This is a genomic window from Acidiferrobacteraceae bacterium (assembly GCA_037388825.1).
Lineage (GTDB): Bacteria > Pseudomonadota > Gammaproteobacteria > Acidiferrobacterales > JAJDNE01 > JARRJV01.
In genome coordinates this window covers 530-23,845 of sequence record JARRJV010000030.1, presented here as the reverse complement: position 1 = coordinate 23,845, position 23,316 = coordinate 530, and the positions used below count along the sequence as shown (strand labels likewise).

The 23,316-nt window shown below is 60.6% G+C and carries 28 protein-coding genes and 1 pseudogene; 6 read left to right on the top strand and 23 right to left on the bottom strand.

From position 1 onward, the window contains the following. Positions 1-1,832: dynamin family protein (locus P8X48_07420; GenBank protein ID MEJ2107141.1), on the top strand; the 1,832-nt coding region annotated here is incomplete at its 5' end. A gap of 15 nt (positions 1,833-1,847) precedes the next feature. Here P8X48_07420 and ggt read toward each other — a convergent pair. From ggt to P8X48_07390, 6 genes are read right to left on the bottom strand one after another with little or no spacing between them, the layout of a single operon-like run. Then, positions 1,848-3,515, bottom strand: coding sequence for a gamma-glutamyltransferase (gene ggt / locus P8X48_07415; GenBank protein ID MEJ2107140.1), 1,668 nt, complete (start codon positions 3,513-3,515; stop codon positions 1,848-1,850). Between the two features lie 46 nt (positions 3,516-3,561). Next, positions 3,562-3,816 carry a YfhL family 4Fe-4S dicluster ferredoxin gene (locus P8X48_07410; GenBank protein MEJ2107139.1) on the bottom strand — a complete coding sequence of 85 codons (255 nt, stop codon included), beginning with the start codon at positions 3,814-3,816 and terminating at the stop codon, positions 3,562-3,564. 35 nt (positions 3,817-3,851) lie between these two features. Further along, positions 3,852-4,331: a pantetheine-phosphate adenylyltransferase gene (gene coaD, locus P8X48_07405; protein MEJ2107138.1), complete on the bottom strand. Its 480-nt coding sequence runs from the start codon at positions 4,329-4,331 to the stop codon at positions 3,852-3,854. Then, a complete protein-coding gene (rsmD, locus tag P8X48_07400) occupies positions 4,328-4,939 on the bottom strand; it encodes a 16S rRNA (guanine(966)-N(2))-methyltransferase RsmD (GenBank protein MEJ2107137.1) in 612 nt (203 codons plus the stop codon). Before rsmD ends, coaD begins: the two co-directional genes overlap by 4 nt. Next, a complete protein-coding gene (locus tag P8X48_07395) occupies positions 4,923-6,227 on the bottom strand; it encodes a pitrilysin family protein (GenBank protein ID MEJ2107136.1) in 1,305 nt (434 codons plus the stop codon). Before P8X48_07395 ends, rsmD begins: the two co-directional genes overlap by 17 nt. Beyond that, complete coding sequence (locus P8X48_07390; protein ID MEJ2107135.1) at positions 6,214-7,587, bottom strand: pitrilysin family protein; 1,374 nt, start codon at positions 7,585-7,587, stop codon at positions 6,214-6,216. The genes P8X48_07395 and P8X48_07390 overlap by 14 nt, the downstream gene beginning before the upstream one ends. 62 nt (positions 7,588-7,649) lie before the next feature. On the opposite strand from P8X48_07390, the gene ftsY reads away from it, so the two are divergent. The 4 genes from ftsY (at position 7,650) to rpoH (ending at position 11,222) form a co-directional block, all read left to right on the top strand. Further along, on the top strand, positions 7,650-8,615 hold the full coding sequence (gene ftsY / locus P8X48_07385) for a signal recognition particle-docking protein FtsY (protein MEJ2107134.1): 966 nt from the start codon (positions 7,650-7,652) through the stop codon (positions 8,613-8,615). Then, positions 8,612-9,292 (top strand): cell division ATP-binding protein FtsE, encoded by a 681-nt coding sequence (gene ftsE / locus P8X48_07380; GenBank protein ID MEJ2107133.1) that lies wholly within the window; start codon positions 8,612-8,614, stop codon positions 9,290-9,292. The genes ftsY and ftsE overlap by 4 nt, the downstream gene beginning before the upstream one ends. Then, positions 9,289-10,206: a permease-like cell division protein FtsX gene (gene ftsX / locus P8X48_07375; protein ID MEJ2107132.1), complete on the top strand. Its 918-nt coding sequence runs from the start codon at positions 9,289-9,291 to the stop codon at positions 10,204-10,206. Before ftsE ends, ftsX begins: the two co-directional genes overlap by 4 nt. 155 nt (positions 10,207-10,361) lie before the next feature. Continuing rightward, positions 10,362-11,222 carry an RNA polymerase sigma factor RpoH gene (gene rpoH / locus P8X48_07370; protein ID MEJ2107131.1) on the top strand — a complete coding sequence of 287 codons (861 nt, stop codon included), beginning with the start codon at positions 10,362-10,364 and terminating at the stop codon, positions 11,220-11,222. Positions 11,223-11,353: 131 nt separating this feature from the next. On the opposite strand, the gene P8X48_07365 is transcribed toward rpoH, so the two are convergent. The 11 genes and pseudogenes from P8X48_07365 to P8X48_07315 all read right to left on the bottom strand — a co-directional run bounded on the left by P8X48_07365 (position 11,354) and on the right by P8X48_07315 (position 16,920). Next, positions 11,354-11,650, bottom strand: a complete 297-nt coding sequence (locus P8X48_07365; GenBank protein MEJ2107130.1) for a GspH/FimT family protein — start codon at positions 11,648-11,650, stop codon at positions 11,354-11,356. Further along, positions 11,633-11,797: pseudogene (locus P8X48_07360) on the bottom strand (prepilin-type N-terminal cleavage/methylation domain-containing protein). Before P8X48_07360 ends, P8X48_07365 begins: the two are co-directional and overlap by 18 nt. Positions 11,798-11,831: 34 nt before the next feature. After that, complete coding sequence (locus tag P8X48_07355) at positions 11,832-12,350, bottom strand: hypothetical protein (protein MEJ2107129.1); 519 nt, start codon at positions 12,348-12,350, stop codon at positions 11,832-11,834. Between the two features lie 359 nt (positions 12,351-12,709). After that, the gene (locus P8X48_07350; GenBank protein ID MEJ2107128.1) at positions 12,710-12,943 is read right to left on the bottom strand and encodes a zinc ribbon domain-containing protein; all 234 of its coding nucleotides are present in this window, start codon (positions 12,941-12,943) and stop codon (positions 12,710-12,712) included. 149 nt (positions 12,944-13,092) lie between these two features. After that, complete coding sequence (locus tag P8X48_07345; protein MEJ2107127.1) at positions 13,093-13,296, bottom strand: hypothetical protein; 204 nt, start codon at positions 13,294-13,296, stop codon at positions 13,093-13,095. Between the two features lie 51 nt (positions 13,297-13,347). Further along, positions 13,348-13,941 (bottom strand): class I SAM-dependent methyltransferase, encoded by a 594-nt coding sequence (locus P8X48_07340; protein ID MEJ2107126.1) that lies wholly within the window; start codon positions 13,939-13,941, stop codon positions 13,348-13,350. Between the two features lie 55 nt (positions 13,942-13,996). Continuing rightward, positions 13,997-14,218: a hypothetical protein gene (locus P8X48_07335; protein ID MEJ2107125.1), complete on the bottom strand. Its 222-nt coding sequence runs from the start codon at positions 14,216-14,218 to the stop codon at positions 13,997-13,999. 60 nt (positions 14,219-14,278) lie between these two features. After that, on the bottom strand, positions 14,279-14,494 hold the full coding sequence (locus P8X48_07330; GenBank protein ID MEJ2107124.1) for a hypothetical protein: 216 nt from the start codon (positions 14,492-14,494) through the stop codon (positions 14,279-14,281). A 47-nt stretch (positions 14,495-14,541) separates the two neighbouring features. After that, positions 14,542-15,486 (bottom strand): heme o synthase, encoded by a 945-nt coding sequence (gene cyoE / locus P8X48_07325; GenBank protein MEJ2107123.1) that lies wholly within the window; start codon positions 15,484-15,486, stop codon positions 14,542-14,544. A 55-nt stretch (positions 15,487-15,541) separates the two neighbouring features. Beyond that, positions 15,542-16,147, bottom strand: a complete 606-nt coding sequence (locus P8X48_07320) for a hypothetical protein (protein ID MEJ2107122.1) — start codon at positions 16,145-16,147, stop codon at positions 15,542-15,544. 11 nt (positions 16,148-16,158) lie between these two features. Then, positions 16,159-16,920: an SURF1 family protein gene (locus tag P8X48_07315; GenBank protein MEJ2107121.1), complete on the bottom strand. Its 762-nt coding sequence runs from the start codon at positions 16,918-16,920 to the stop codon at positions 16,159-16,161. 45 nt (positions 16,921-16,965) lie between these two features. On the opposite strand from P8X48_07315, the gene P8X48_07310 reads away from it, so the two are divergent. Next, positions 16,966-17,223 carry a twin transmembrane helix small protein gene (locus tag P8X48_07310; GenBank protein ID MEJ2107120.1) on the top strand — a complete coding sequence of 86 codons (258 nt, stop codon included), beginning with the start codon at positions 16,966-16,968 and terminating at the stop codon, positions 17,221-17,223. Positions 17,224-17,306: 83 nt separating this feature from the next. Here the strand turns inward: P8X48_07310 and P8X48_07305 are convergent, their stop codons facing one another. The 6 genes from P8X48_07305 to P8X48_07280 all read right to left on the bottom strand — a co-directional run. Then, on the bottom strand, positions 17,307-18,170 hold the full coding sequence (locus P8X48_07305) for a cytochrome c oxidase subunit 3 (protein ID MEJ2107119.1): 864 nt from the start codon (positions 18,168-18,170) through the stop codon (positions 17,307-17,309). Positions 18,171-18,196: 26 nt separating this feature from the next. Continuing rightward, the gene (locus tag P8X48_07300; GenBank protein ID MEJ2107118.1) at positions 18,197-18,778 is read right to left on the bottom strand and encodes a cytochrome c oxidase assembly protein; all 582 of its coding nucleotides are present in this window, start codon (positions 18,776-18,778) and stop codon (positions 18,197-18,199) included. 166 nt (positions 18,779-18,944) lie between these two features. Continuing rightward, the gene (gene ctaD, locus P8X48_07295; GenBank protein ID MEJ2107117.1) at positions 18,945-20,501 is read right to left on the bottom strand and encodes a cytochrome c oxidase subunit I; all 1,557 of its coding nucleotides are present in this window, start codon (positions 20,499-20,501) and stop codon (positions 18,945-18,947) included. Between the two features lie 27 nt (positions 20,502-20,528). After that, on the bottom strand, positions 20,529-21,731 hold the full coding sequence (coxB, locus tag P8X48_07290) for a cytochrome c oxidase subunit II (protein MEJ2107116.1): 1,203 nt from the start codon (positions 21,729-21,731) through the stop codon (positions 20,529-20,531). A 394-nt stretch (positions 21,732-22,125) separates the two neighbouring features. After that, complete coding sequence (gene bioD, locus P8X48_07285) at positions 22,126-22,809, bottom strand: dethiobiotin synthase (GenBank protein MEJ2107115.1); 684 nt, start codon at positions 22,807-22,809, stop codon at positions 22,126-22,128. Beyond that, positions 22,806-23,316 (bottom strand): hypothetical protein (locus P8X48_07280; GenBank protein MEJ2107114.1); only part of this gene is annotated, 511 nt, incomplete at its 5' end. The genes bioD and P8X48_07280, both read right to left, overlap by 4 nt.

Genomic DNA, 23,316 nt, shown 5'->3' with positions numbered 1-23,316 from the left:
AGGTCCTTGCCACCCTGCAGGACGACAAGCTGTATGTCGCCTTCGTGGCAGAATTCTCCCGCGGCAAATCCGAACTGATCAACGCGATCTTCTTCGCCGGGCTGCGCCAACGCATCCTGCCCTCGGCCGCCGGGCGAACCACCATGTGCCCCACCGAGTTGCAGTTCGAGCGCAAGGTCCAGCCCTCCCTGCGCCTGCTTCCGATCGAGACCCGCAAGTCCGGAACCACCATCGCCGAGTACAAGGGGTTCCCGGATGAATGGACGGTGGTCAACCTGGATCCGAAATCGGCGCCGCGCATGGCCGATGCACTCAAACACATCGCCGAGACCAAGCATGTCTCCCGCGATGAGGCACGGGAACTCGGCTTCCACGTGGCCGAGGACGACAGCGAACAGGGTATGCAGATCGCGGACGACGGCAAGGTCGAAATCCCCCGTTGGCGCCATGCGATCATTAATTTCCCGCACCCGCTGCTGGACAAGGGCCTGGTCATCCTGGATACGCCAGGGCTCAATGCCCTGGGTGCCGAGCCTGAACTCACCCTCAATATGCTGCCCGGGGCCCACGCGGTGCTGTTCATCCTTGCCGCTGATGCCGGCGTGACCAAGTCGGACATCGACGTCTGGCATGATCACATCGGCAGCCAGAAAGGCGGTTCGAGCAAGGGGCGGCTGGTGGTCCTGAACAAGATCGACGGCCTGTGGGACGAGTTGCGCGACCGCAAGGAGGTCGACAAGGAAATCACACGCCAGATCAAGGACACGGCCAAGCATCTGCATATCCCGGAAGCCAACATCTATCCGGTCTCGGCACAGAAGGGTCTGTACGGCAAGGTCAAGGGCGACGAGTCGGTGCTCGAGCGCAGCCGCCTGCGCGAACTGGAGGATGCCCTGGGGCGGGAACTGATCCCGGCCAAACAGGAGATCGTCCGCACCAACATCCGCGACGACATGAACGAGGTGGTCAGATCGACCCGCGCCGTGATCGCGCAGCGCCTGCGTGGCGTGTACGAACACATGAATGAACTGACCGGACTAAACGGCAAGAACAAGGATGTGATCGGTCACATGATGACCAAGGTCCGTTCCGACAAGGACGTGTTCGAAAAAAGCCTGCAACGGTTCCAGGCGACACGCAGCATCTTCTCGCAGCAGACCAACGTGCTGTATGCCCACCTGAACCTGAAGAAACTGGACAACCTGATCGCCCAGACCAAGCGCGACATGGAGATCAGCATGACCACCGCCGGCCTGCGCGGCTGCATGAAGGGATTTTTCACCACCTCAAGCGAAACCATGGAGGAAGTGGCGAAGCAGGCCAAGGAAATCAAGTCGCTGATGGAGGGTGTGTACAGCAAGTTCCAGGCGGAGTACGGGCTGTCCAATATCAAGCCCAGCAGTTTCTCGGTCACGCGCTACATCCGCGAGATCAAGCGTCTCGAAACCAAGCACGAACAGTTTCTCGGCGGCCTGTCCCTGGTCATGACCGAGCAGCGGGTGGTGACCAAACGATTCTACGAATCCACGGTCGCCAAGATTCGGGCGATCTTCAAGATGGCGAACCGCGATGCCGACAACTGGCTGAAGAACATCATGTCACCCATGGAGGCCCAGGTGCGGGAGCATCAGGTTCAGCTGCGCCGGCGCCTGGAATCCATCAAACGCATCCATCAGGCGAGCGACACCCTGCAGGAACGGATCGAGGAACTGGAAGAGACGCGGCGCAAGGTCAGAGAACAGGAAAAGGGCTTCAACGACCTCGTGGACGGAATCCTGGGACTGCTGGAACCCGAAGGCGGGGAACTGACCCGCGAAATGCACGGCGACTGATCGTCCTTATCCCCTTTACTGCACCCAGGCCAGGCCCTCGCCACGGGGATCGCTGGCGGCGGACATGCGCTTGTTGCGCTTGTCCCACATCACCGCCTGCATGTTTCCGTAGGGCCGGAGCTCCTTCAGTTCATAGCCCCGCTTCTTCAGTTCTGTCAGTTCCGCCGCCGTGAACGCACCGGGTTCGTAGGTCACTACATCCGGCAGGTATTGATGGTGGTAGCGCGGCAGGGCAACCCAGTCGGCCACGGTTCCGCGGCCCTCGGCAAATTCAAGGGTGGCCAGCAGAACCATGGAAATGATGCGGCTGCCGCCGGGCGTGCCCAGGGCCACCACGGCATCCTTCGTTTCGAGGAAGGTCGGCGTCATGCTGGATAGCGGCCGCTTGCCCGGGGCGATGGCATTCGCTTCCGCCCCGACCAGACCGTAGACGTTGGGCTGTCCGGGCTTCTCCGAAAAATCATCCATTTCGTTGTTCAGCGCCACTCCGGTGCCCGGCGCGACAAAGGCGCTGCCGAACGGCGTATTGACGCTCAGGGTGGCGGACACCCGATTGCCCTCGCGATCGATGACTGAAAAATGGGTGGTGTCCTTGCCCAGCGGGCGGGCGGCCTCCGAATCGAGTTCCTTGCTGGGGGTGGCGCGGGTATGGATCGTCTTTCGAAGCTCGGCCCAGTAGGCGGGATTGAGCAGGTGGGCCACATCGACCTTCACGAAATCAGAATCGCCGAGATAGCGCGCTCGATCCCGATAGGCACGACGCATTGCCTCGATGATCAGGTGCTTGCGTTCCACCGGCGCGGCGCACTTGAGCGGATAGGCCTGAAGAATTCCTAGGGCCTCGTTCAACACCACACCGCCCGAAGACGGCAGCGCAGCACTGATGATCCGCACGTTGTGGTAGCGGCCACGCACCGGCTTGCGTTCGACAACGCGATAGGACCGCAGGTCCTTGCGCGTCCAGATGCCGCCCGCGGCGCGTACGCCCTTGACCAGCTTGCTCGCGATCGGTCCGTCATAGAATCCCGCCCGACCTTTTTGCGCCAGGATCTCCAGGGTCCTGGCCAGATCGGGCTGACGGATGCGATAACCCAGGGCAGGCACTTCTCCCTGGTCGAGAAAGGACTTTGCCGCGGCCGGGTATTGGTTGAGGACCGGACGCCGATACTTCGCCAGCAAACGGTAGCGCTTGGTCACGGCAAATCCTTCGCGCGCCAGGCGAATGGCCGGCGCCAGGTCCTTGGCCAGGCTGAGGCGTCCGTAGTGGCGATTGAGATGCACCAGGGCTGCAGGCTCTCCCGGGATGCCGGCCGCCAGCGGCCCATCAAGGGATTTTCCCGGAATGGGTTTGCCCAAGGTATCCAGATACATGTCCCGGCTGGCTGCGCCCGGGGCCTTCTCCCGTCCATCGACCATGGTGTTGTAACCATCCCGCGCCCGATGCAACAACCAGAACCCGCCGCCCCCGAGGCCCGAACTCTGGGGCTCCACGACGGCCAGGGCGGCGGAGATGGCGACGGCAGCATCGAAGGCGTTTCCGCCCTGCTTCAGGATTTCCTCCCCGGCACGGGTAGCCAGGGGATGGGCGCTGGCGATGGCGGCACCGGGCGGATGGCTGACGCCGGCCCACGCCGGCACGGCCAGGGCAGAAATCAACAGAACGAGCAGTCGGATCGATTTCATGGGGCTGAAAGGGGCTACAGGTTGCACCCGTACCGTCGCCGCTCGACTAGCTGGCGGTGGCGGTCAGGCGTTCGTATTTTTCGCGCAGTTGTTCCTCGGTTTCCTGATGGTCCGGATCGAGGATGATGCAGTCCACCGGGCACACGGCAACACACTGGGACTCGGGGAAATGACCGACGCACTCGGTGCACAGGTTCGGATCGATCTCGTAGATCTCGTCGCCCTGGCTGATGGCGTTATTCGGGCATTCGGGTTCGCATACATCGCAGTTGATGCATTCGTCGGTAATCAGCAGGGACATCGGTAATACCTTATCAAATCACTCGGGAATAGATTCTAGCTGAATCGGGTCTTCAGCGCAGCCTCCACCCGCGGATCGACGAATTCCGATACCGCACCCCCCAAGGAGGCGATTTCCTTCACCAGGGAGGCCGAAATCAGGGTGACCTGGTCGGCCGGGGTCATGAATACGGTTTCGATGTCCGGGGCGAGCTTGCGGTTCATCCCCGCCATCTGGAACTCGTACTCGAAATCCGAGACCGCGCGAAGGCCGCGGAGTATAACGTTTGCGCCCTCCCGGCGCACGCAATCGACCAGCAGGGTGTCGAACCCAATGACCCGCACGGGCTCGAATTCGGCCAGCACCTCCGAGGCCATGGCCACCCGCTCTTCCAGGCTGAAAAGAGGCGCCTTCTTGGGACGGGCGGCTACCGCCACGATCACCTGGTCGAACAGCTTGCACGCCCGGCGCACGAGATCGGTGTGACCGTGGGTCAGGGGATCGAAGGTACCGGGATAAAGTGCTGTGATTTTCATGGGCCTTCCGGGTCCGGGGTTCGGATCAGATGATACCCCACCTGACCCGCGGTCTTGCTACGGTGCAGGGTCCAGCCGGGAGGCAGTTCCGGCGCACCGGCGCTGGACGCCGCCTCCACGTATACCCAGCCGCCGGGGCGGACCCAGCCGTCGCGGGCCAGGACTTCCAGGCACTGACCCACCAGTTCCGGCCGGGCAAAGGGAGGATCCACAAACACGATGTCGAAGCTTCGGACCGGTCCGCCGAGGTAAGCCTCGGCCCCGGTTTCGACGATTTGCGCCATTTCCGCCCCAAGCGTCGCGATGTTCCGCCGCAGCTGCTCCGCCACCGGATGGGCCCGTTCCACCATCACCGCGCTGCGGGCCCCGCGGGAGAGGGCCTCCAGGCACAGGGCACCGCTGCCGGCGAACAGGTCCAGGCAGTCGGCCCCGGGCACCCAGGCCTGCAACCAGTTGAAAACGGTCTCACGCACCCGATCGGGGGTCGGGCGCAGGCCTTCGCTGTGGAGCACGTCCAGGCGCCGGCCGCGCCATTGTCCGCCGATGATGCGCAGTTGCCCGGGCCAGGAACCCCGGGGCGTGGCCTTCCCCCTACCCTTTGGCGCCAACGGTGACCGTGACCATGCGCTTGGGATCGAGGCGCCGGCGGAAGGCGTCGGCAATCTGCTTCACCGTGACCGCCTCTACCCGGCGATTGAACTCATCCAGATAGTCGAGCGGAAGTCGATAGAACCCGATGACCGACAGGTAATCGGCAACCTTGCCGCTGGTATCGATGCGCAGGGGAAAACCTCCGGTGATATGGCGTTTTGCCGCCACCAATTCCTCTTCCGTCGGTCCTTTTTCGATGAACCGCGCCATGGTCTCGCGCAAGACCCGCAGGGCGTTCAGTCGCTGTTTGGTACGGGTCTCCAGGCCGGCCACGAACGGGCCCTTGACCCGCAGCGGATAGAAGTAGCTGTACACGCTGTAGGACAGACCCCGTTTTTCGCGAACCTCCGTCGACAGACGCGACACCAGGCCGCCGCCGCCGAGGATGTAGTTACCGACATAGAGCGGAAAATAGTCCGGATCGCCGCGGTACACGCCGGGCGCTCCCACCAGGACATGGGTCTGGGTCGACGGGAAAACGATGTCCCGCGTGACGGCCTTTTTCAGATCCGGGACCGGAGGCAGCTTGGGCGCGCGCTCTCCCTTGGGCAGGGAACCGACCAGCGTACGCGCAATCCGCTGGGCCTCGCTCTTTTTCAAATCTCCGACCATCACCAACAGGGCGTTGCCGCCTACGTAGTAGCGCTTGTAGAAGTTTTCCAGGTCCTCGCGCTTGATGCCGCGGACCGACTCTGGCGTGCCAACGGTGCGATGGGCATAGGGGTGGTTGCCATAGAGCGCATGAAAGAATGCCCGGTTCGCAACACTGTCCGGAGACTGTGCCCTTTGTGCGAACCCCACCAGCATGCGTCCGCGTTCCCGCTCCAGCCCGCCGGCAGGAAAGGCCGGCGCCATCAGCAACTGGCGCAAGGTCTCAAGGGCCGGGGAAAGAAGTTCCTTCTTCGACAGGCTACGCAACCCGATGGTGGCCATGTCACGGTCCACATTTGTGGACAGGTCGGCACCGAGACTGTCAAATCTTTGCGCGACCGCATCCTCATCGAGGGTGGCGGTGCCGTCGGACAACAGATGATTGGTCAAAAGGGCCTGTCCTTCCTTGCCCGGCTCATCGCGGGCGCTGCCGGCGTCGAAGATGACGCGGACGCGGACCATGGGAAGTTCGTGGCTTTCCACAAACAGTACCCGAACGCCGTTCTTCAGTTTCCAGTGCTGGATGTCTGGATTGGCCCGGCCGACGGCGGGTGCCAACAGAAGCAGAACGAAAACAAGTCTAGCGAATGACATCGGAACCCCCCGGCATCATGGGTCGCGGTGCAGGCCCCTTCAGTGGCAAGGGCTTGAGCACAGCCACGGTCATGTTCTTCGGAACGAGGTAGCGCTTTGCCACTTCCCTGACCTGTTCGGGCGTCACTGAATTGATCTGGTTGGCATAGGAATCGATCAGCCGCCAGTCCAGTCCCGTGGTTGCCAGCATGCCGATCTCCAGTGCCTGGTAAAACATGGAGTCGCGCTGGTACACATCGGAAGCGGTCACCTGGGCCTTGACCCGATCCATTTCCTGTTTCGTGATCGGGTCGTCCTTGATGCGCTCGATCTGTTGCAACAGGGCCTGCTGCACGTCCTTTACCGTATGACCATTGGCCGGAGTGGCGCTCAGGGTGAACAGATCCGGTGCACGGGCGATATCGTCGTATCCGGAATCGGCCGCCACGGCAACCCGTTGCCGCCGCACCAGTTCCTGGGGCAGTCGCGCACTCTTGCCCCCGCTGAGAAGTCCGCTCAGCACGTCCAGGGCATAGGGCTCCCAGGGCTTCTTGGTCTTGCCCAGTACCGGCGTATGAAATCCGATCATGATTTGCGGGACCTTGGCCGGAACCGACACCTCAACGTGTCGTGTTTCCTTCTGTGGCGGCTCCGGCGGCGGTATCGTGCGATTGATCTTGTGCCGAGGCACCGGACCAAAATACTTGCGCGCCAGTTCGATAACCTCTTTCGGCTTCACATCGCCCACGACAACGAGCGTCGCATTGTTGGGGGCGTAGAACCGTTTGTACCAGTCTCGCACCTTGTCCACGGTGAGGTGCTTGAGGTCTTCGGACCAGCCGATGATGGGATTGCCGTAGGGGTGCACATGGAACGCCGCCGCACTAAACCCTTCGTACAGGCGCCCTGCCGGTGAGTCTTCGGTACGCATGCGTCGCTCTTCCATGACCACCTGCAATTCCTTCTTGAATTCCTTGGGGTCCAGGGTCAGATTCTGCATCCGATCCGCTTCCAGCTCGAAGGCGATAGGCAAGCGCGATTTCTCCAGGGTCTGGAAATAGACCGTGTAGTCCCGGCTGGTAAAGGCATTTTCGCGGCCGCCGTTTTCGGCGATGATGCGCGAGAACTCGCCGGCGGGATGCTTCTTCGTCCCCTTGAACATCATGTGTTCGAGCACGTGGGAAATACCCGTAATCCCCTTGGGTTCATCGATGCCGCCGACCTTGTACCAGACCTGGCTGACCACTACCGGTGACCGGTGGTCCTCCTGAACGATGATCCGCATGCCGTTGGCGAGAGTGGTTTCGTGGGTCCGGCTGCAGCCGGAAAGAGCAATCGCCGCGAGAACGATCGCGAGGAATACCGGGAACTGACGTCGCATTACCTTAATCCGCCCATGTCGAAATGATAGGATAACGTACCCATGAAGAAGCTGTCATAGCCGTGTCCCAATCGAACAACTCCGAATCCGCTGCACCCGCAGGGGGCCGTTTTTTCGGCCGCCTGGGTGAACGTCTTGTTAAAACGCGCCAGCGCCTGGGCCGCGGACTGGGTGACCTGCTCGGCGGCAAGACGCGACTGGATGACGAACTCATCGATGAGATCGAAACCGTCCTGTTAAGTTCCGATGTCGGACTGGAAACGACCCAGGCCCTGATCAATGACATCGCCGAACGGGCGCGCCGGGCCGACGGGCGCGACGTGCCGATTCTGGAATTGCTGCGACGATCCCTGCGTGAACAACTTGTTGCCCATGCAGAACCATTGGCCGTCACCGGTGGATCCAGACCCTACGTTATCATGGTGGTTGGTGTAAACGGCGTGGGCAAGACCACTACCTGCGGCAAGCTCGCCCATCGGCTGCAGGCCGACGGGCAACGCGTGATGCTGGCCGCGAGCGATACCTTCCGTGCCGCCGCCGTGGAGCAACTGCAGCAATGGGGACAGCGGCTGGGGATACCGGTCATTGCCCAGGGTACCGGAGCGGATGCCGCCGCCGTGGCCCATGATGCACTGGAAGCGGCCCGGGCACGGGACATCGACGTACTCATCGTCGATACCGCCGGCCGCCAACACACCCATGCCGGGCTGATGGACGAACTGAAGAAAGTGAAGCGCGTACTGGAGCGCCTGGAGCCCGAAGCACCGCAGGAGGTGCTGCTGGTGCTGGATGCCGCCACAGGACAAAACGCCTTGTCACAACTAAAACACTTCGACGAGGCGGTACAGGTCAGTGGTGTTGCGCTCACCAAGCTCGACGGAACCGCGCGTGGCGGTATTCTCGTCGCGATTGCCCACCAGGGTGGTCACCCGATCCGTTTCATCGGGGTTGGCGAAAGCGAAGAAGACCTGCGCACCTTCAACGCCGATGAATTTGTCGACGCCCTGTTGCCCGCGAACGAAACATGATTCTGTTCGACAAGGTCAGCAAGCGCTATCCCGGCGGCTACGATGCGCTACGCGTCATCGATTTCGAACTGCAGCGCGGCGAGATGGCGTTTCTCACCGGCCATTCCGGCGCTGGCAAGAGCACCCTGCTCAAGCTCATTGCCCTGATCGAGCGCCCAAGCCGCGGCGTCGTTGTCGTCAATGACAAGAACACCGCCAAGGTCGGTCGCTGGCGCCTGCCCTACTATCGCCGCGAGATCGGCATCGTGTTTCAGAACAACCGCCTGCTGATGGACCGCACGGTCTTCGACAATGTCGCCCTGCCTCTGGTGGTGGCCGGTGCCCCCAGTGGCGATCTCGGCCGGCGCGTGCGCGCGGCCCTGGACAAGGTGAACCTGCTGAAAAAGGAACGGGCCATGCCCATCACCCTTTCCGGCGGCGAGCAGCAACGGGTGGGCATCGCCCGCGCCATCGTCAACCGGCCCGAACTGCTCATCGCCGATGAGCCCACGGGCAACCTGGACGACGAGTTGTCCACCGAGATCATGGACCTGCTGCTGGACTTCAACGATCACGGAACCACGATCCTGGTCGCCACCCACGACCTGCGCCAGGTTGCACGCCTGCGACAACGTGTGCTGGGCCTGCGCGCGGGTGAGCTCGTATACGACACGGCCCAGGGGGGCGAGTTGCAATGATCCGCAACTGGGCCTTGCGCCACCTGCAGGTATTCTTCTACACCCTCGGCCAGCTGGCGCGCACGCCGTTCGCGACCCTGATGACTGTTGCCGTGATCGCAGTCGCACTCGCCATGCCCACCGGCCTGTACCTGCTGGTGGGTAACGTCAAACGCGTGTCCGACGGCTGGGATAGCGCGGCCCACATCTCGGTGTTTCTGAAGAAGAACGTGAGCGAGTCCCGGGCCAAGGCGCTGGCGGACAAATATCGCAAGCGCAAGACCGTGGCAACTGTGGACTACCTGTCGCCCGACAAGGCGCTGGATGAATTTCGCCGATTGTCGGGCCTGGGCGGCGCGATCACGGAACTGCGCAACAACCCTTTGCCGGGCGTTCTCATTGTTCGCCCCAAGACCTCCGCATCCGTCGATGCACCCCTGCAGAATCTATTAAACGATCTGAAGGCTGAATCCGCGGTGGACCTGGTGCAGCTGGACCTGCAATGGGTCCAGCGCCTGCACACCATGCTGGCCATCGCCCGGCGCGTGGCCAGCCTGTTGGGCATCCTGCTGTCGGCGGCAGTGCTGCTGATCGTGGGCAACACCATCCGCCTGGCGGTTCTGAGCCGGCGGGAGGAGATCGAGGTGATCAAGCTCATCGGCGGCACCGACGCCTTCATCCGCCGTCCCTTCCTCTATTCCGGGGCCCTCCAGGGCCTCCTGGGCGCCCTCGGTGCCCTGCTCCTGATCCAGGCGGGTCTGTGGACCCTGGATGGCCCCATCGGGGACCTGGCACGGCTGTACGGCAGCGATTTCTCCCTGCAGGGCCCCGGCTGGTCCAACGGCACCCTGATTCTGGGCATCGGCCTGCTGCTGGGCTGGGCCGGCTCCCGCGTCGCCGTGGGGCGGCATCTGGGGGATATCGCGCCGCGCTGAAGGACACCCGGTTTTTTGCCCCAGATCAGGGAAATCCCCTTGAAAAACCCGTATTTTTCCCTCAAAAGAGGTCGATGAGGAACTTCTGATACAATTGGTACTCAGATATAGCGGATGGTAGTATAAGTGTTCGCTAATATAGCGGGAGGAAGTCAATGTCGAAGCAGATGTTGCCCCTGACAGTAAACCTGAATACCGATGCCGGCCTGGCAACGTATATCCAGACCGTCAACAGCTTTCCGATCCTGAGCGCGGAAGAGGAGCGCAGCCTTGCGCGCCGCTACCACGAGCAGGATGACCTGGAGGCTGCACGCCAGCTGGTGCTATCGCACCTGCGCTACGTGGTTCGTGTCGCCCGCGGCCTGAAGGGCTATGGGCTGCCGGAAGCCGACCTGATCCAGGAAGGCAATATCGGCCTGATGAAGGCGGTCAAGGCCTTCGACCCGAGCCGTGGCGTTCGCCTGGTGTCGTTCGCGGTCCACTGGATCCGCGCCGAGATCTTCGATTACATCCTGCGCAACTGGCGCATCGTCAAGATCGCCACCACCAAGGCCCAGCGCAAGCTGTTCTTCAACCTGCGCAAGGCGCGCAGCCGCCTGGGCTGGATGACGCAGGACGAAACCGACAAGCTCGCCAGCAACCTGGACGTGGCGCCGGAGATCGTTACCGAGATGGAGATGCGCATGGGCGGCGGCGACGTGGCCTTCGATGCCGGCAATGACGACAGCGACGAGAGCGCCTACCTGGCCCCGTCGGCAACCTTGCAGGATCTGCGCTTCAATCCGGAGACCCTGGCCGTCAACGAGGACGAAGAGATCAACCAGCGCGAGCAGTTGCAGACCGCCCTGGCAAAACTCGACGACCGCAGCCGCGACATCATCGCGCGGCGCTGGCTGACGGAAGAGAACAAGCCGACCCTGCACGATCTCGCCGAGGAATATGGCGTATCCGCGGAGCGTATCCGCCAGATCGAGAAGAAGGCGCTCGGAACCATGAAGGACGTGCTCTCCGCCTGACCCTGCAATCAGGCGGAATTCAAAAGGCTCCCGATGGGAGCCTTTTTTGTTTCCCGGGCCCGTGTCCGCTTCGCGTCGCGAGGGGCATTATATTGGCCGCAACCCTGGCCCCGTTCCCGTCGGTAATCACCCTACCGGGAAAACCGAAGTTCATTCGGCAGAAAACGTATGTAGGCAGCGCCGCCGCTATCGATTGTCAGATCGATCTTGTCATCAATGGGCTGGCCTTTGCGGACAACGTAGTCATCGCCGTCTATCTTGCCGGGCGTATCGCCATCGGTGAACACAATCCAGCCGTCTCCCCACCTGGTGCTGTTGCAGGTTGCGCCATCGGTACTGGGACATATGGACACTGGCTTGCCGGATTCCATTGCTTCGCCTCGTGCCTGCGTGAGGATACTGAGGAAATTGTCCGTCTCTGCGGCTATTCGGGTATCGAGGACATAGTTCAAATAGCTGGGGATCGCGATCGCCGCAAGCACAGCAATGATCGCAACGACTATCGCAAGCTCGACAAGCGTGAAGCCCGGCTGCAACGGCCTCCCCTTCCCCGAGTCCTGGCAAGAATCATCCATAGCCCTGCATCCACCGACGGTTTGATGCCAACAACTACTTGCATCGTACCTTGGTGACAAAAACTCTGCCATTTCGCATGATTTTGACCTGGCGCCCGGGACCGTTGCTGTGGCCGGAGGCGCAGAAACTCATGGTGGTCAGTGTCGCGCTGCTGCCGCTGCTGGCGGCGCTATCACTACTACCGGTCCCGCTACTACCACCGCTGCTGGCGGTGCTATCACTACCGCTGCTGCCCCCGGGGTTGTTGAGCTTCTTGGGGTTCTTGCACCTGGGATCGGGGTTGTTGTTGGTGCAGTTCAGGACAGTTCCACTGGCCTCTACGCCGGTAGTAGGAGTGCCACAGTCGCCGTTGGCGTCGGGATTGCTGCAGTCATTGTTGCCGGCCCAGGCATCGCTTATGCCGAGTAGCGTTAAAACAAACATTTTCGCGTGGTCCCCGACAGGATTCTCGATATCTGCAGGGAGGGAAGCAGCAATCGCCAGCGTAAGCATGGCTGCGAGCGAAAATCGCCCGGCGTTTTTCAGTGGAGCAAACCGCCTGGATGTACGCATGCCGAAGCCCCCTTTCGTGACCGCTGGAATGCTGGGCCATTCAGACCCATACCCACAGGAATCTTGTCTCTGCTCTGATTGCACTGTATTTCGAGAAAGTCTAGACGATCAGACTGAATCGTTCTAGCGCATGCGCGCCCCAGCTCGAGGGTGGTCTTTCATTGGTTCCAGGTTCCGACCGAGAGTCCCGTGTGCGACCGAAAAGCATTTTGGTTTCCGGGGTCGGTGTCGGCTTCTTATCGCCATACCGACATATCGGTCTTCTCTCGAACCAGACCCGGATTGAGATATTCACGCAGTGTCGTGTCTTGTCGCGAATGCGACAGTCCGTTCATGAGAGCCGCGAACCGGACGGCCGGTCACTTGCGCCGCGGCCGCTCCGATGGCGCATAGTGGCTGAAGTGTCCCTCGCGGGCCGCCTGCCGGCGCGCGCCCGCGATGATGTCTTTCGTTTTTCCCTGCGCTGCGGGCAGGGAGACGAGTTTCTTGACCGTCGTTGACCCACATTTGGGGCACTGTGGGACGTCCGTGCCGCGCACCAGTGACTCAAACTGGTAATCGCAGCTCGAACACTGAAAGTCGTATAGGGGCATGCATCCTCCTGTTCCATTTGCGACAACTCGCGTCTGTGGAAGGATACAAGCAAGATTGGGGCCGAAAGTGCGGGTAATCTCCCGCCAGACGGAGTCAATCCAGTTGATTCAGGCCCGGTTGTCCACTTCCGGCGGAAGCGGACCCATGTTCACGATTCGGTGAACGCCGGATTGTTGATGATGCTCTCGGCAGCCTTTTCCGCTTGATACCTTTCGAAATCGATTGACATCAGTAGGGCGATCATCTCGTCCTTATCCCTTTTGTTGGCGGCCCTGTAGAAAGCATCCAGAAGACCAGCGGCATACAAGCGCTCGTTCACCGTCATACCGGAATCATTCTCTTCGCTGGCCATGGCGATTATCTGGTCTGGATCATGTCTGCATTCGGTCGTTAGCGAATCTTCTCATTCGCCCGGCTTGACCGCGATCACCTGCACCACGGCGCCGAGGCCAGTGTGATACTTGCCTTCAACCACGTCGCGGTCGAATTCCTCGGCGCGCTCGAAGTGAAGGCCGATCAGTTCCGGCTCCAGGCGTCCGAGGTCCATGGTCATCTCCGCCACCTTGGGGCCGCCGGTACCGTACTCCAATTGTTTCGGCGTATAGGCCTCGAGGATCAGCACACCGCCCGGAACGAGACCTTCAACCACCTGGCGATGAATTCGCTTGCGCGCATCCGGCGGGATGTGGGCGAAGATGGAAACCACGCCCTGCCAGTGGTTCGCCTCGATGTCGAACCCGGCGAGATCGGCATGGATGTACTCCACCTTGACACCTCGCTCCGCTGCGAGCTTCTTGCCTTTCTCCAGACCAACGGAAGACGAATCAACCGCCGTGACCTCGTAGCCCTGCTCTGCCAGGAACACCGAGTTGCGCCCCTCGCCGTCGGCCAGACACAGCACCCGGCCCTTGGGGATGCGCTTGTAGTGTTCCACCAGAAAATCGTTGGGCTCCGTCCCGTAGACGTATTCCTCATCGCTATATCGTTCGTCCCACATGACTGCTATCTCTCACCTCTTGTGTTGGCGGGAATCGGCAACTCTCCTGCCCGGATTACTGGGAACTTCGCCACATTCTGTACAACAGAGCCGCACCGACAATCAATTCGACCAGCCCAATCGCCGCCACCGGCCAGCCCTGGAGAATGGGTGGATCACCGGGGACGTGTATGCGACCGTATATCTCCCGCGTCCACATGGCGTCCGCGCCGTCCCAGACCAGGATCGCGCCCACAATCATCCAGCCGAAGCGGCTGATGTCTCTACCTCTTGCCACGAATCCTCCTTCCCGGGCAGCGCTTCGCGGCCGCCTTGGATACGTGTATGGGCTTGCCAATCAGCGCCGGGGCCAGCCCCGCGTGACGGCGCGGATCCCGATCGGGCAGATGGCAAGCCCGTCCTTGTCGATGCGCATGCGCAGAAAGCCCTTGAAATCGGGAATGCGTAGGGAGGAAATGGCCTCGGGGCGACGACCGGAAATCGGCAGATTGCCAATCTTCGCCCAGGTCGATCCTTTCGTTTCGCTTTCTGCGCCCTGACAGTGTTCATGCAACCTTCCCTGGTGGGGTGGAACTGCCGGCGACGACAGCTGCTACGCGATCAGATCAGGGCCGATTGCATGGCCTCTACGATGGCACGCCCATAGTGATCGATGAGCAGCAGCGCGAACAGCATCGCCAGATACTGGATCGAGTAGATGAAGGTGCGGCGCGCCAGGGCATCGCTGTAGTTCCGGTACAGCCGCCAGGCATAGCGCAGGAAAATGACGTCAAGCACCACGGCACCAACGATGTAGAGCGTTCCGCTCATGTGGCTGGCGAAGGGCATGAACGTAACTGCGGTCAGGGCAATCGTGTACATCAGAATGTGCAGGCGCGTGATCTGTTCACCGTGGGTCAGGGGCAGCATGGGCAGTTCGACCTCGGCGTATTCCTCTCGACGATAAAGGGCCAGAGCCCAGAAATGGGGAGGCGTCCACACAAAGATGATCAGGAACAACAACAGCGCGTCAGGCGTAACGTGGCCGGTGGCTGCGGCCCAGCCGAGGACCGGAGGTGCAGCACCGGCAGCGCCGCCGATGACGATGTTCTGCGGGGTCGCGCGCTTGAGATAAAGCGTATAGATCACCGAATAGCCGATCAGCGACAGGAAGGTCAGCGCGGCCGTCAGCGGGTTCACCAGATAATAAAGAACGAACATGGACACGACGCCGATGATGGCGGAGTACGTCGTGGCCTGGCGCGTGGTCAGCTGGCCCGTGGGCAGGGGACGGGCCCGCGTGCGCGCCATCATGGCGTCGGCGCGGCGGTCGAGGATCTGGTTGAAGCCGGCGGCGGACGCGGCGGCCAGACCGATTCCGATGGTCCCGAAGATCAGCGCCTTCAGGGAAACGAATCCGGGTACGGCGAGAAACATGCCGACGATGGCGGTGAATACGATCAGGGCCACCACTCGTGGCTTGCCGAGTTCATAATACTCACGGACCCATTCCCGCAACGGACGGCCCGATTGCGCCGTTTCCAGCGATTGATTCTGTACTTTCACCTGCCACCTCCGGCCTGAGCCGCCGCACTATACCAGAAATTCATTTTCCCGCTCCCTATCCCACCTGGGAAACCCGCAGCAGGCGGGCCAGATCCTTGCGAATCCCGACGGGGTCGGCATCCGGGGGATATCGCATCATGTAGTTGCCGATAGGGTCGACCACGAAGATCCACCCCTCCTGGTCCAGGGCGGTACCGCCCGGGATCTGCAATTGCTTGCCCAGGGCCTGCTCGTCCGAAACCGGACCGGTCACCACGATCATGTCCGGGTACGCCTTCACCATGGGCCCAAAATCCGGCTTCGGTCCTTTCGGCAGTACCACCAGCATGCGCTGCACCCGTTTCTGGTACTTGCCCTGGGCAACATGGACCTGGCGCATCTTGTAAATGCTCTTCGCACAGGCGCCGATACAGGCCCCCTTGCTGAAGGTCACGAGCAGCCAGCGACGGCGCAGATCCTGGAGTCGAATGGGTTTGCCGGTCCGCCGCTCCAGTCCCACGTCCGCCAGGGGCTTTGCCGGCTGGATCAACTGCCCGTAATTGGTCGTATGCGCCGGCCGCCAGCCCGTAACCTTCATGCCAATAGCGACAAGCAGCGGGATCATGGCGATGCCAAAGATCGTCAGCAGAATGATCCGGTTCTTCGTTGTCTGGTCTTGCATCTTTCTTCTACTCAGGCCTCGAGATTCTGGCTGTCATCTTCGTCTTCGCCCCGGATGTCGACGCGACGGAAATTCACGAACAGGTAAAGCGCCGCCAGGGCCAGGGCCATGGAAAACCACTGGAAGGCATAGCCCTCATGCATGGCGATGCCTGCATTCAGGCGGTTCCAGTGACGGACATAGCCGCCCGCGGGACTTTCGGGATCCAGCAATACAACGACCGGCTGGATCGCAAATGGCACCGCCCTGGCGTATCGATCGATCTGCAGGTGCTGCCACACCGGCTGCCAGGTCTTCCCTAGCGGTGGTGGCGCACTGAGCTGAAATACGTGTTTCAGCGGTACAGTGGCGACACCGACAAACGACTGCGTGCCCGCTGGCGGGGTCGTATCCGGCAATCGACTGCGATCGCCACCCACTGGCACCCAGCCCCGATTTACCAGGATTCGCGTCTTCGTCCCGGCGATCCGCACCGGGGTCACCACGTGATAGCCGGCGCGCCCTTCGTGAACCCGGTTGTCGATCAGAATCGTGTACTCGGGCTCGTACGTACCGCGAAAACTCACGCGGTGATAGCGCAAGTCGTCCGCGGCCTGAATCTGACCGCCAATGGCTACGGGCGGTCCCTGGGTACGGGCGTCGTACAGATCCTGCAATTGACGCTTTTCCGCCGCCCGGTGCAGTTGCCACACCCCAAGACCGATCAGCGTCGGCAGAACGATCAGGAAACTGACCGTGGGAACCAGTCTCGGGCGAAAGCGACGTCTGGTCATCAGTACTGGAACGATCCCCTGACGGGCGCTCCCGGTGCAGGTATAATGCGAGTCCGCATTGTAGAGAGGCCCGTCATGGTCATCCTGGTCAAAGTACTCGTTATCCTCGTTCTGTTAACCATTCTTGGCAGCCTGTTCTCCGCCCTGCTGTTCCTGTTCAAGGATCATGGCAATGCCGACAGCACGCGCATGGTCAAGGCGCTCACCCTGCGCGTCGTGCTTTCGATTTCGCTATTCCTGCTACTCGGTGCCGGCTTCTACTTCCACATTCTGCCGCAGACCGGCCTGCGCATCGTTCACTAGGAATCCTTTCTCAGAAACCCCGGAAAGAACAAAGGCGCCGCGAGGATTCGACGGCGCCTTCGCTTCCTTCGTGCGCCTGGCGACTACAGCCAGTACACGAAGATGAACAGTCCCAGCCAGACCACGTCCACAAAGTGCCAGTACCAGGCGACGGCCTCGAAGCCGAAGTGGTGCTCGGGAGTGAAGTGACCCTTCACCGAGCGACCCAGGATGGTCATCAGCATGATGGAACCCAGGGTCACGTGCAGACCGTGGAAGCCTGTCAGCATGAAGAAGGTCGACCCATAGACACCTGTCGTCAGCTTCAGGTTCAGTTCAGTGTAGGCGTGAATGTATTCAAACGCCTGCAGCGAAAGGAAGGTGAGGCCCAGGGCAACAGTAAGGAACAGACCCGTGATCAGCTGCGCACGGTTGTCCTTCTTCAGACCCCAATGCGCCCACGTCACAGTCGCGCCCGAGGTCAGGAGGATCAGGGTATTGATAAAGGGAATCCCCCAGGCCGCCATGGGCGTGAACTCGTTCTCCCCATGCATGGCCTCGTGACCGGTGACGGGCGTAAGCCCCTCAGGACCCGCAGTGGGCCAGCCACCGTGGTAGTTCTGCCACAGGAAGTCGTGCGCGGGGCCGGATGCCAGCCAGTCGGTCGAGAAGTTGCGCACATAGAACAGCGCGCCGAAGAAGGCGGCGAAGAACATGACCTCGGAGAAGATGAACCAACCCATGCCCAGGCGGAACGACATGTCGACCTGGCTGTTGTAGGTACCGGCCTCGCTCTCCCCGATCACCATGTAGATCACCACTGCGGCACCGGCCAGCAGGATCCAGTGGCCCGTCCCGACGCTGTTGATAGTGAGAATCAGACCCAGCGCCAGCAGAAACAGCCCGGACGATGTGATGATCGGCCACGGACTGGGCTCAGGCAAGTAATAGCTACCTTTCGCGGTCATTGCTTAATCCTCTTTTTTGTCAATTTTCAAAGTTGCTTCAATTCCGGGCTCGTTTCAGCCTTCTTCGCGGTTGTCGCCCCCTCGTTCAAGGGAAAGAACGCATACGACAACGTTACCCGATTCACTTCCCTGGGAACCCGGGAATCGATGTAAAACCGTACCGGCAGTTCCTTTTCCTCCCCGGGCCGCAGCACCTGTTCCGAAAAACTGAAGCTGCTGATGTTCCGAAAGTGCCCGGCGGCCCGATTCGGGGAAACGCTCGGTATGGCCCTTGCTACGACGGCCACATCGGAGAGGTTTCGTGCGACGTACTTCACCTCCACGATCTCCCCTGGATGCACGACCATGCTCGTCTGCATTGGCCGGAACTCCCAGGCCAGGCCTTTTCCAACGCTGCTCACGAATTCCACCGTCAGCGAACGACTGGGATCGAGCTTTGCGTCGGCAACGCTACCGATCCGCGTCTTGCCATTGATGCCGGTGACGTGACAAAGGACACCGTACAGCGGCACCATCGCATAACCAAAGCCCAACATCCCCAGGACCACGAGGGACAGCCAGATCGCCGTCCGGCGGCTGCCCGCCTTTCTGTCCCCGCCTTTCGTCATTTCACGACGAAGAAGGCAGAAACGAACAGGGCCAGGACAATCGCCGCGAGCACCACGACCGTAATGATGATGCCCTTCCGTTGCCGTGCCGTTTCCTGGTCTTCGGTACTACCCATACTTTCCATCCTTCCGGGCGACGTCTCCGTTGCCCGGAAGGGATTCTTTCCTACTTGATTGCCGGAGCGGTTTCAAAGGTGTGGTACGGCGCCGGGGACGGAACCGTCCATTCCAGGCCTTCCGCGCCTTCCCAGACCTGGTCCGTCGCCTTCTCGCCACCCTTGATTGCCTTGAATGCAAGATAGAAGAAGATCAACTGCGCGGCGATGGTGCAGAACGCAGCGATCGACGAGATCTGGTTGAACCCGGTGAACTGCAGCGCATAGTCCGGGATACGGCGCGGCATACCGGCCAGACCCAGGAAGTGCTGCGGGAAGAAAGTCATATTGAATCCAATCATGGTCAGCCAGAAGTGCAGCTTGCCCAGGCCTTCCTTGTACATGTGGCCGGTCCACTTCGGCAGCCAGTAGTAGATGGCGCCGAACAGGCCGAACACCGAACCACCGATGATCACATAGTGGAAATGCGCCACCACGAAATAGGTGTCGTGGTACTGGAAGTCTGCCGGGGTGATGGACAGCATCAGGCCCGATAGTCCGCCAATGGTGAACACGAACACGCCACCGATCGCCCACAGCATCGGGGTCTCGAAGGTCATGGAACCACGCCACATGGTGGAGACCCAGTTGAACACCTTCACGCCCGTCGGGACCGCGATCAGCATGGTGGAATACATGAAGAACAGCTCGCCGGCCATGGGCATACCCACCGTGTACATGTGGTGCGCCCACACGATGAACGACAGGAAGGCAATGGTCGCCATGGCGAACACCATGGAGGTGTAGCCGAATATCGGCTTGCGCGCGAAGGTCGGGATGATTACCGAGAACACACCGAAGGCCGGCAGCACCAGAATGTACACCTCGGGGTGCCCGAAGAACCAGAATACGTGCTGGAACAGAACCGGGTCACCGCCACCGGCGGCGTTGAAGAAATGCGTACCGAAGTGACGGTCGGTCAGCAGCATGGTCACCGCACCCGCCAGCACCGGCAGGGAGGCAATCAGCAGGAACGCGGTGATGAACCAGCCCCACACGAACATGGGCATCTTCATCAGGGTCAGCCCCGGCGCGCGCATGTTCAAAATGGTTGCGATGATATTGATCGAGCCGAGAATCGAGGAGATACCCAGAAGGTGAATGGACAGGATCGTGAAGTCCACACCCATTCCCTGCTGCACCGAAAGCGGCGGATACAGGGTCCAGCCGGCGGCAGGCCCCCCACCCGGCGCAAACATGGACAGGATCAGCAGGGTTGCCGCAAACGGCAGAATCCAGAAGCTCCAGTTATTCATGCGCGGCAGCGCCATATCGGGTGCGCCCAGCATCAGCGGGATCTGCCAGTTGGCCAGGCCAGTGAAGGCCGGCATGACAAAGCCGAAGATCATGATGAGCGCATGGAGCGTGGTCATCTCGTTGAAGGTATTGGGCTGCAGAATCTGCATGCCGGGCTCGAACAGCTCCGCCCGGATGAGCAGGGACATGGTGCCGCCGATCAGTGCCATGACGAAGGCAAAGATCAGGTACAGGGTTCCGATGTCCTTATGGTTGGTCGTCGTCAGCCAACGCATAAGACCCTTCGGATGATCGTGGTGTTCAGTAGCCATTTCTTGATCTCCTTAAGCTGATGCTTCTTAACGCTGGTGGGCCTTGACCTGCGAGGGCTGAATCACGTCGCCGGTACTATTGCCAAACGAGTTACGTTCGAACGTGATCACGGATGCGATGTCCGCCGCTCCAAGTTGCTTGCCGAAGGCAGCCATTGCAGTACCCGGAATTCCATTGACCACGATATCGATGTGTTGGTCCACTGTGCCTTCGGCGATCTTCCCATCCTTGTAGAAACCGCGCTCGGTCAGGTCTTTAACCATTGCGTCGGAAGCGGAGAACGGATGACCGGTGGCGATCGGCGGGAACACTCCCGGGACACCCAGGCCGTTGGCCTGGTGGCATGCGGCGCAGTTCTTTTGATAGACCTTTTCGCCGTTCTTCATCAGGTCGGCCTTGGTCCAGGTCTTCCCGACCGCTGCGGCCTGCGCCACCATCTTGCCCTTCTGCTGGTTGGCCCACTTGTTGAATTCGTCCTCGCTGACGGCCTTGACGACGATAGGCATAAAGCCATGGTCCTTGCCGCACAGCTCGGCACACTGACCGCGGTAGGTGCCCGGCTTTTCAACCCTGGTCCAGATTTCGTTGATATACCCTGGAATGGCGTCCTTCTTCTGTCCAAGGGCGGGGACCCACCAAGAATGAATCACATCACCGGACGTAATGACGAAACGAACCTTCTTGTTGACAGGAATGACCAGGGGATTGTCAACTTCCAGCAGATAGTTCTTGTCTTTCTTGGCCTTGTTTTCGATTTGATCGCGGGGCGTGGACAGGGCGCTGATGAAGTCGATTCCCTGTTCCGGATATTCATATTCCCACTTCCACTGGTGGCCGGTGATCTTGACGGTCAGATCCGAGTTGCTGGTGTCGTCCATCTTGATGAGGGTCGCGGTGGACGGGATGGCCAGGCCGATCAGAATCAGGAACGGGATGATGGTCCACAACACTTCCAGCTTGGGATTGTCGTCGAACTTGGAAGCCTTGTGCCCCCGGCTCTTGCGGTGCACCGCGATGGAGTAGAACATCACGCCGAAAACAAGCACGAAAATCACAAAACAGATCGTCATGATCATGTTGTGCAATTTCAGCACGGATTCAGCAATCGGGGTAACCGGCGTCTGGAAATTCAGCGCGTAGTCGGCAGATGCAATACCGGAAAAGAGAAGGAAGGAGATGCCTGCAATCAGGCGGGATCCGATCCCCGTGGCAGGTCTTGAACGACTCATGAACATGCTGTGCTCCCGTCGGAAACGATAGTTGTTGCTTTGCTTTGAAACTGTTGCCCGAACCCCAGGGTCCGCAGCAAAATCCTCACTAGTGTTTTCCAGCACACAAGTGCCCGCTACGCGGCGCGCTGTGGTCGCTACTCCGTGCGGTCCGTTGTTTGCGGCTGGATTACTGACCCGGTCTTGTTCTGCCCACGATTCCCGTTCCCCGATTGCTTACCCCGGAACGAGGTTTTTGGCTTTTTCTTTGCCTTAGATCAGTTTTTTCGCGCCGGCAAAGTATCATAGGGTCCCCGCACCTGCAACTAGATATCGGACACCCTAACGCCGACGCTGCCAATTGCTAACACAAATTTTTCTCAATAAAAGTACCTAATGGATACTTGCGTCCCGCTTATCCATCCAACAGATACGACAGGTCCAGCATATCCGCAACGTCACCGTAATTCGTACCACCGCGGTAGGGAATAAAACCGAGTAGAGGCGTCGACAAATGTCTACGCAAGGTGTCGACATTGTCATCGATGCGATCCATCTGCGAATCAATCCCGTTTGCGACCCAACCCGCGAGTCTCAGGCCGGCCGTGGTCACCGCCTCGGCCGTCAGCAAGGCATGATTGAGACAACCGAGTCTCAGGCCAACGACCATCACCACGGGCAAACCCAGGGCCTTGGCCAGGTGCTCCGTGGTGAGAACATGTCCCAACGGAACCCGCCAACCACCAACTCCTTCCACCACCACCGTTCCGAACTCCCTGCGCAGGGATTCAAAGGAATCAAGAATCGATTCGAGCTGGATTCGTATGCCTGCGTCGTGGGCCGCGAGGTGGGGCGCGATCGCGGGCGCAAACGCGTACGGATTGACCCGTTCGTAGTCCGGTGTTCCACCAGCGGCCGCGCGCAACTGCTCGGCGTCTTCATTGCGAAGGCCATCCGGTGTTGGCGTACAACCACTGGCTACGGGTTTCATGCCAACTGCGCCGATGTCCCGGCGGCGCAGTGCCGCAATCAGTGCGGCACTCACCAGGGTCTTGCCCACACCGGTGTCGGTCCCGGTTACGAAGACGGACACGTTCACGACGAACCCCGGCGGATTTCACTGATCGGAATCGTGATCGCAACTTGGCCCGCGGGAAGCTGTTGCTCCGTCGGTGCGCGGCCAAAGCCAAAGACCACTTCATAGGTCGCAGGAATTCTTCCGTCTACAGCCAAGTCCTCGTAGGCGCTGCGGAACCTGGCAAACGCGTGCTTGCCCGTCAGGCCGGCGCTTCGCGGCATGGCGAGATTGTGTGCGCCGATCCCGCGAAGATCCGCCATCAGTCCGTCCACATCAGGATAGGTCATGGTCAGGACCTCCATGTCCATCACCGGATTCACAAACCCCTGCCCCAGGAGCAGATCGCCCAGTTCATGCATGTCGACAAAACCATGCACATGGGTCTCACTGTTCACACTTGCCCACGCCGCGCGCAACTCCTTGAGCGTGTCCGGGCCGAACGTGGAGAACAGGAAACGGCCACCGGGTCGCAACACGCGCGCGATCTCCGCAAACGCCGTTGCCGCATCGCACCACTGCAACGCCAGA

Excerpts from the sequence above, each read along its gene's own strand:
- P8X48_07320 (MEJ2107122.1), bottom strand. The coding sequence starts at position 16,147 with ATGCAAGACCAGACAACGAAGAACCGGATCATTCTGCTGACGATCTTT.
- coaD (MEJ2107138.1), bottom strand. The coding sequence starts at position 4,331 with ATGAAAATCACAGCACTTTATCCCGGTACCTTCGATCCCCTGACCCAC.
- P8X48_07355 (MEJ2107129.1), bottom strand. The coding sequence starts at position 12,350 with ATGCGTACATCCAGGCGGTTTGCTCCACTGAAAAACGCCGGGCGATTT.
- P8X48_07350 (MEJ2107128.1), bottom strand. The coding sequence starts at position 12,943 with ATGCCCCTATACGACTTTCAGTGTTCGAGCTGCGATTACCAGTTTGAG.
- ftsX (MEJ2107132.1), top strand. The coding sequence starts at position 9,289 with ATGATCCGCAACTGGGCCTTGCGCCACCTGCAGGTATTCTTCTACACC.
- P8X48_07390 (MEJ2107135.1), bottom strand. The coding sequence starts at position 7,587 with ATGCGACGTCAGTTCCCGGTATTCCTCGCGATCGTTCTCGCGGCGATT.
- P8X48_07305 (MEJ2107119.1), bottom strand. The coding sequence starts at position 18,170 with ATGACCGCGAAAGGTAGCTATTACTTGCCTGAGCCCAGTCCGTGGCCG.
- P8X48_07310 (MEJ2107120.1), top strand. The coding sequence starts at position 16,966 with ATGCGAGTCCGCATTGTAGAGAGGCCCGTCATGGTCATCCTGGTCAAA.
- P8X48_07340 (MEJ2107126.1), bottom strand. The coding sequence starts at position 13,941 with ATGTGGGACGAACGATATAGCGATGAGGAATACGTCTACGGGACGGAG.
- P8X48_07300 (MEJ2107118.1), bottom strand. The coding sequence starts at position 18,778 with ATGACGAAAGGCGGGGACAGAAAGGCGGGCAGCCGCCGGACGGCGATC.
- P8X48_07395 (MEJ2107136.1), bottom strand. The coding sequence starts at position 6,227 with ATGTCATTCGCTAGACTTGTTTTCGTTCTGCTTCTGTTGGCACCCGCC.
- ctaD (MEJ2107117.1), bottom strand. The coding sequence starts at position 20,501 with ATGGCTACTGAACACCACGATCATCCGAAGGGTCTTATGCGTTGGCTG.
- P8X48_07410 (MEJ2107139.1), bottom strand. The coding sequence starts at position 3,816 with ATGTCCCTGCTGATTACCGACGAATGCATCAACTGCGATGTATGCGAA.
- rpoH (MEJ2107131.1), top strand. The coding sequence starts at position 10,362 with ATGTCGAAGCAGATGTTGCCCCTGACAGTAAACCTGAATACCGATGCC.
- coxB (MEJ2107116.1), bottom strand. The coding sequence starts at position 21,731 with ATGAGTCGTTCAAGACCTGCCACGGGGATCGGATCCCGCCTGATTGCA.
- P8X48_07315 (MEJ2107121.1), bottom strand. The coding sequence starts at position 16,920 with ATGACCAGACGTCGCTTTCGCCCGAGACTGGTTCCCACGGTCAGTTTC.
- P8X48_07345 (MEJ2107127.1), bottom strand. The coding sequence starts at position 13,296 with ATGGCCAGCGAAGAGAATGATTCCGGTATGACGGTGAACGAGCGCTTG.
- ggt (MEJ2107140.1), bottom strand. The coding sequence starts at position 3,515 with ATGAAATCGATCCGACTGCTCGTTCTGTTGATTTCTGCCCTGGCCGTG.
- ftsE (MEJ2107133.1), top strand. The coding sequence starts at position 8,612 with ATGATTCTGTTCGACAAGGTCAGCAAGCGCTATCCCGGCGGCTACGAT.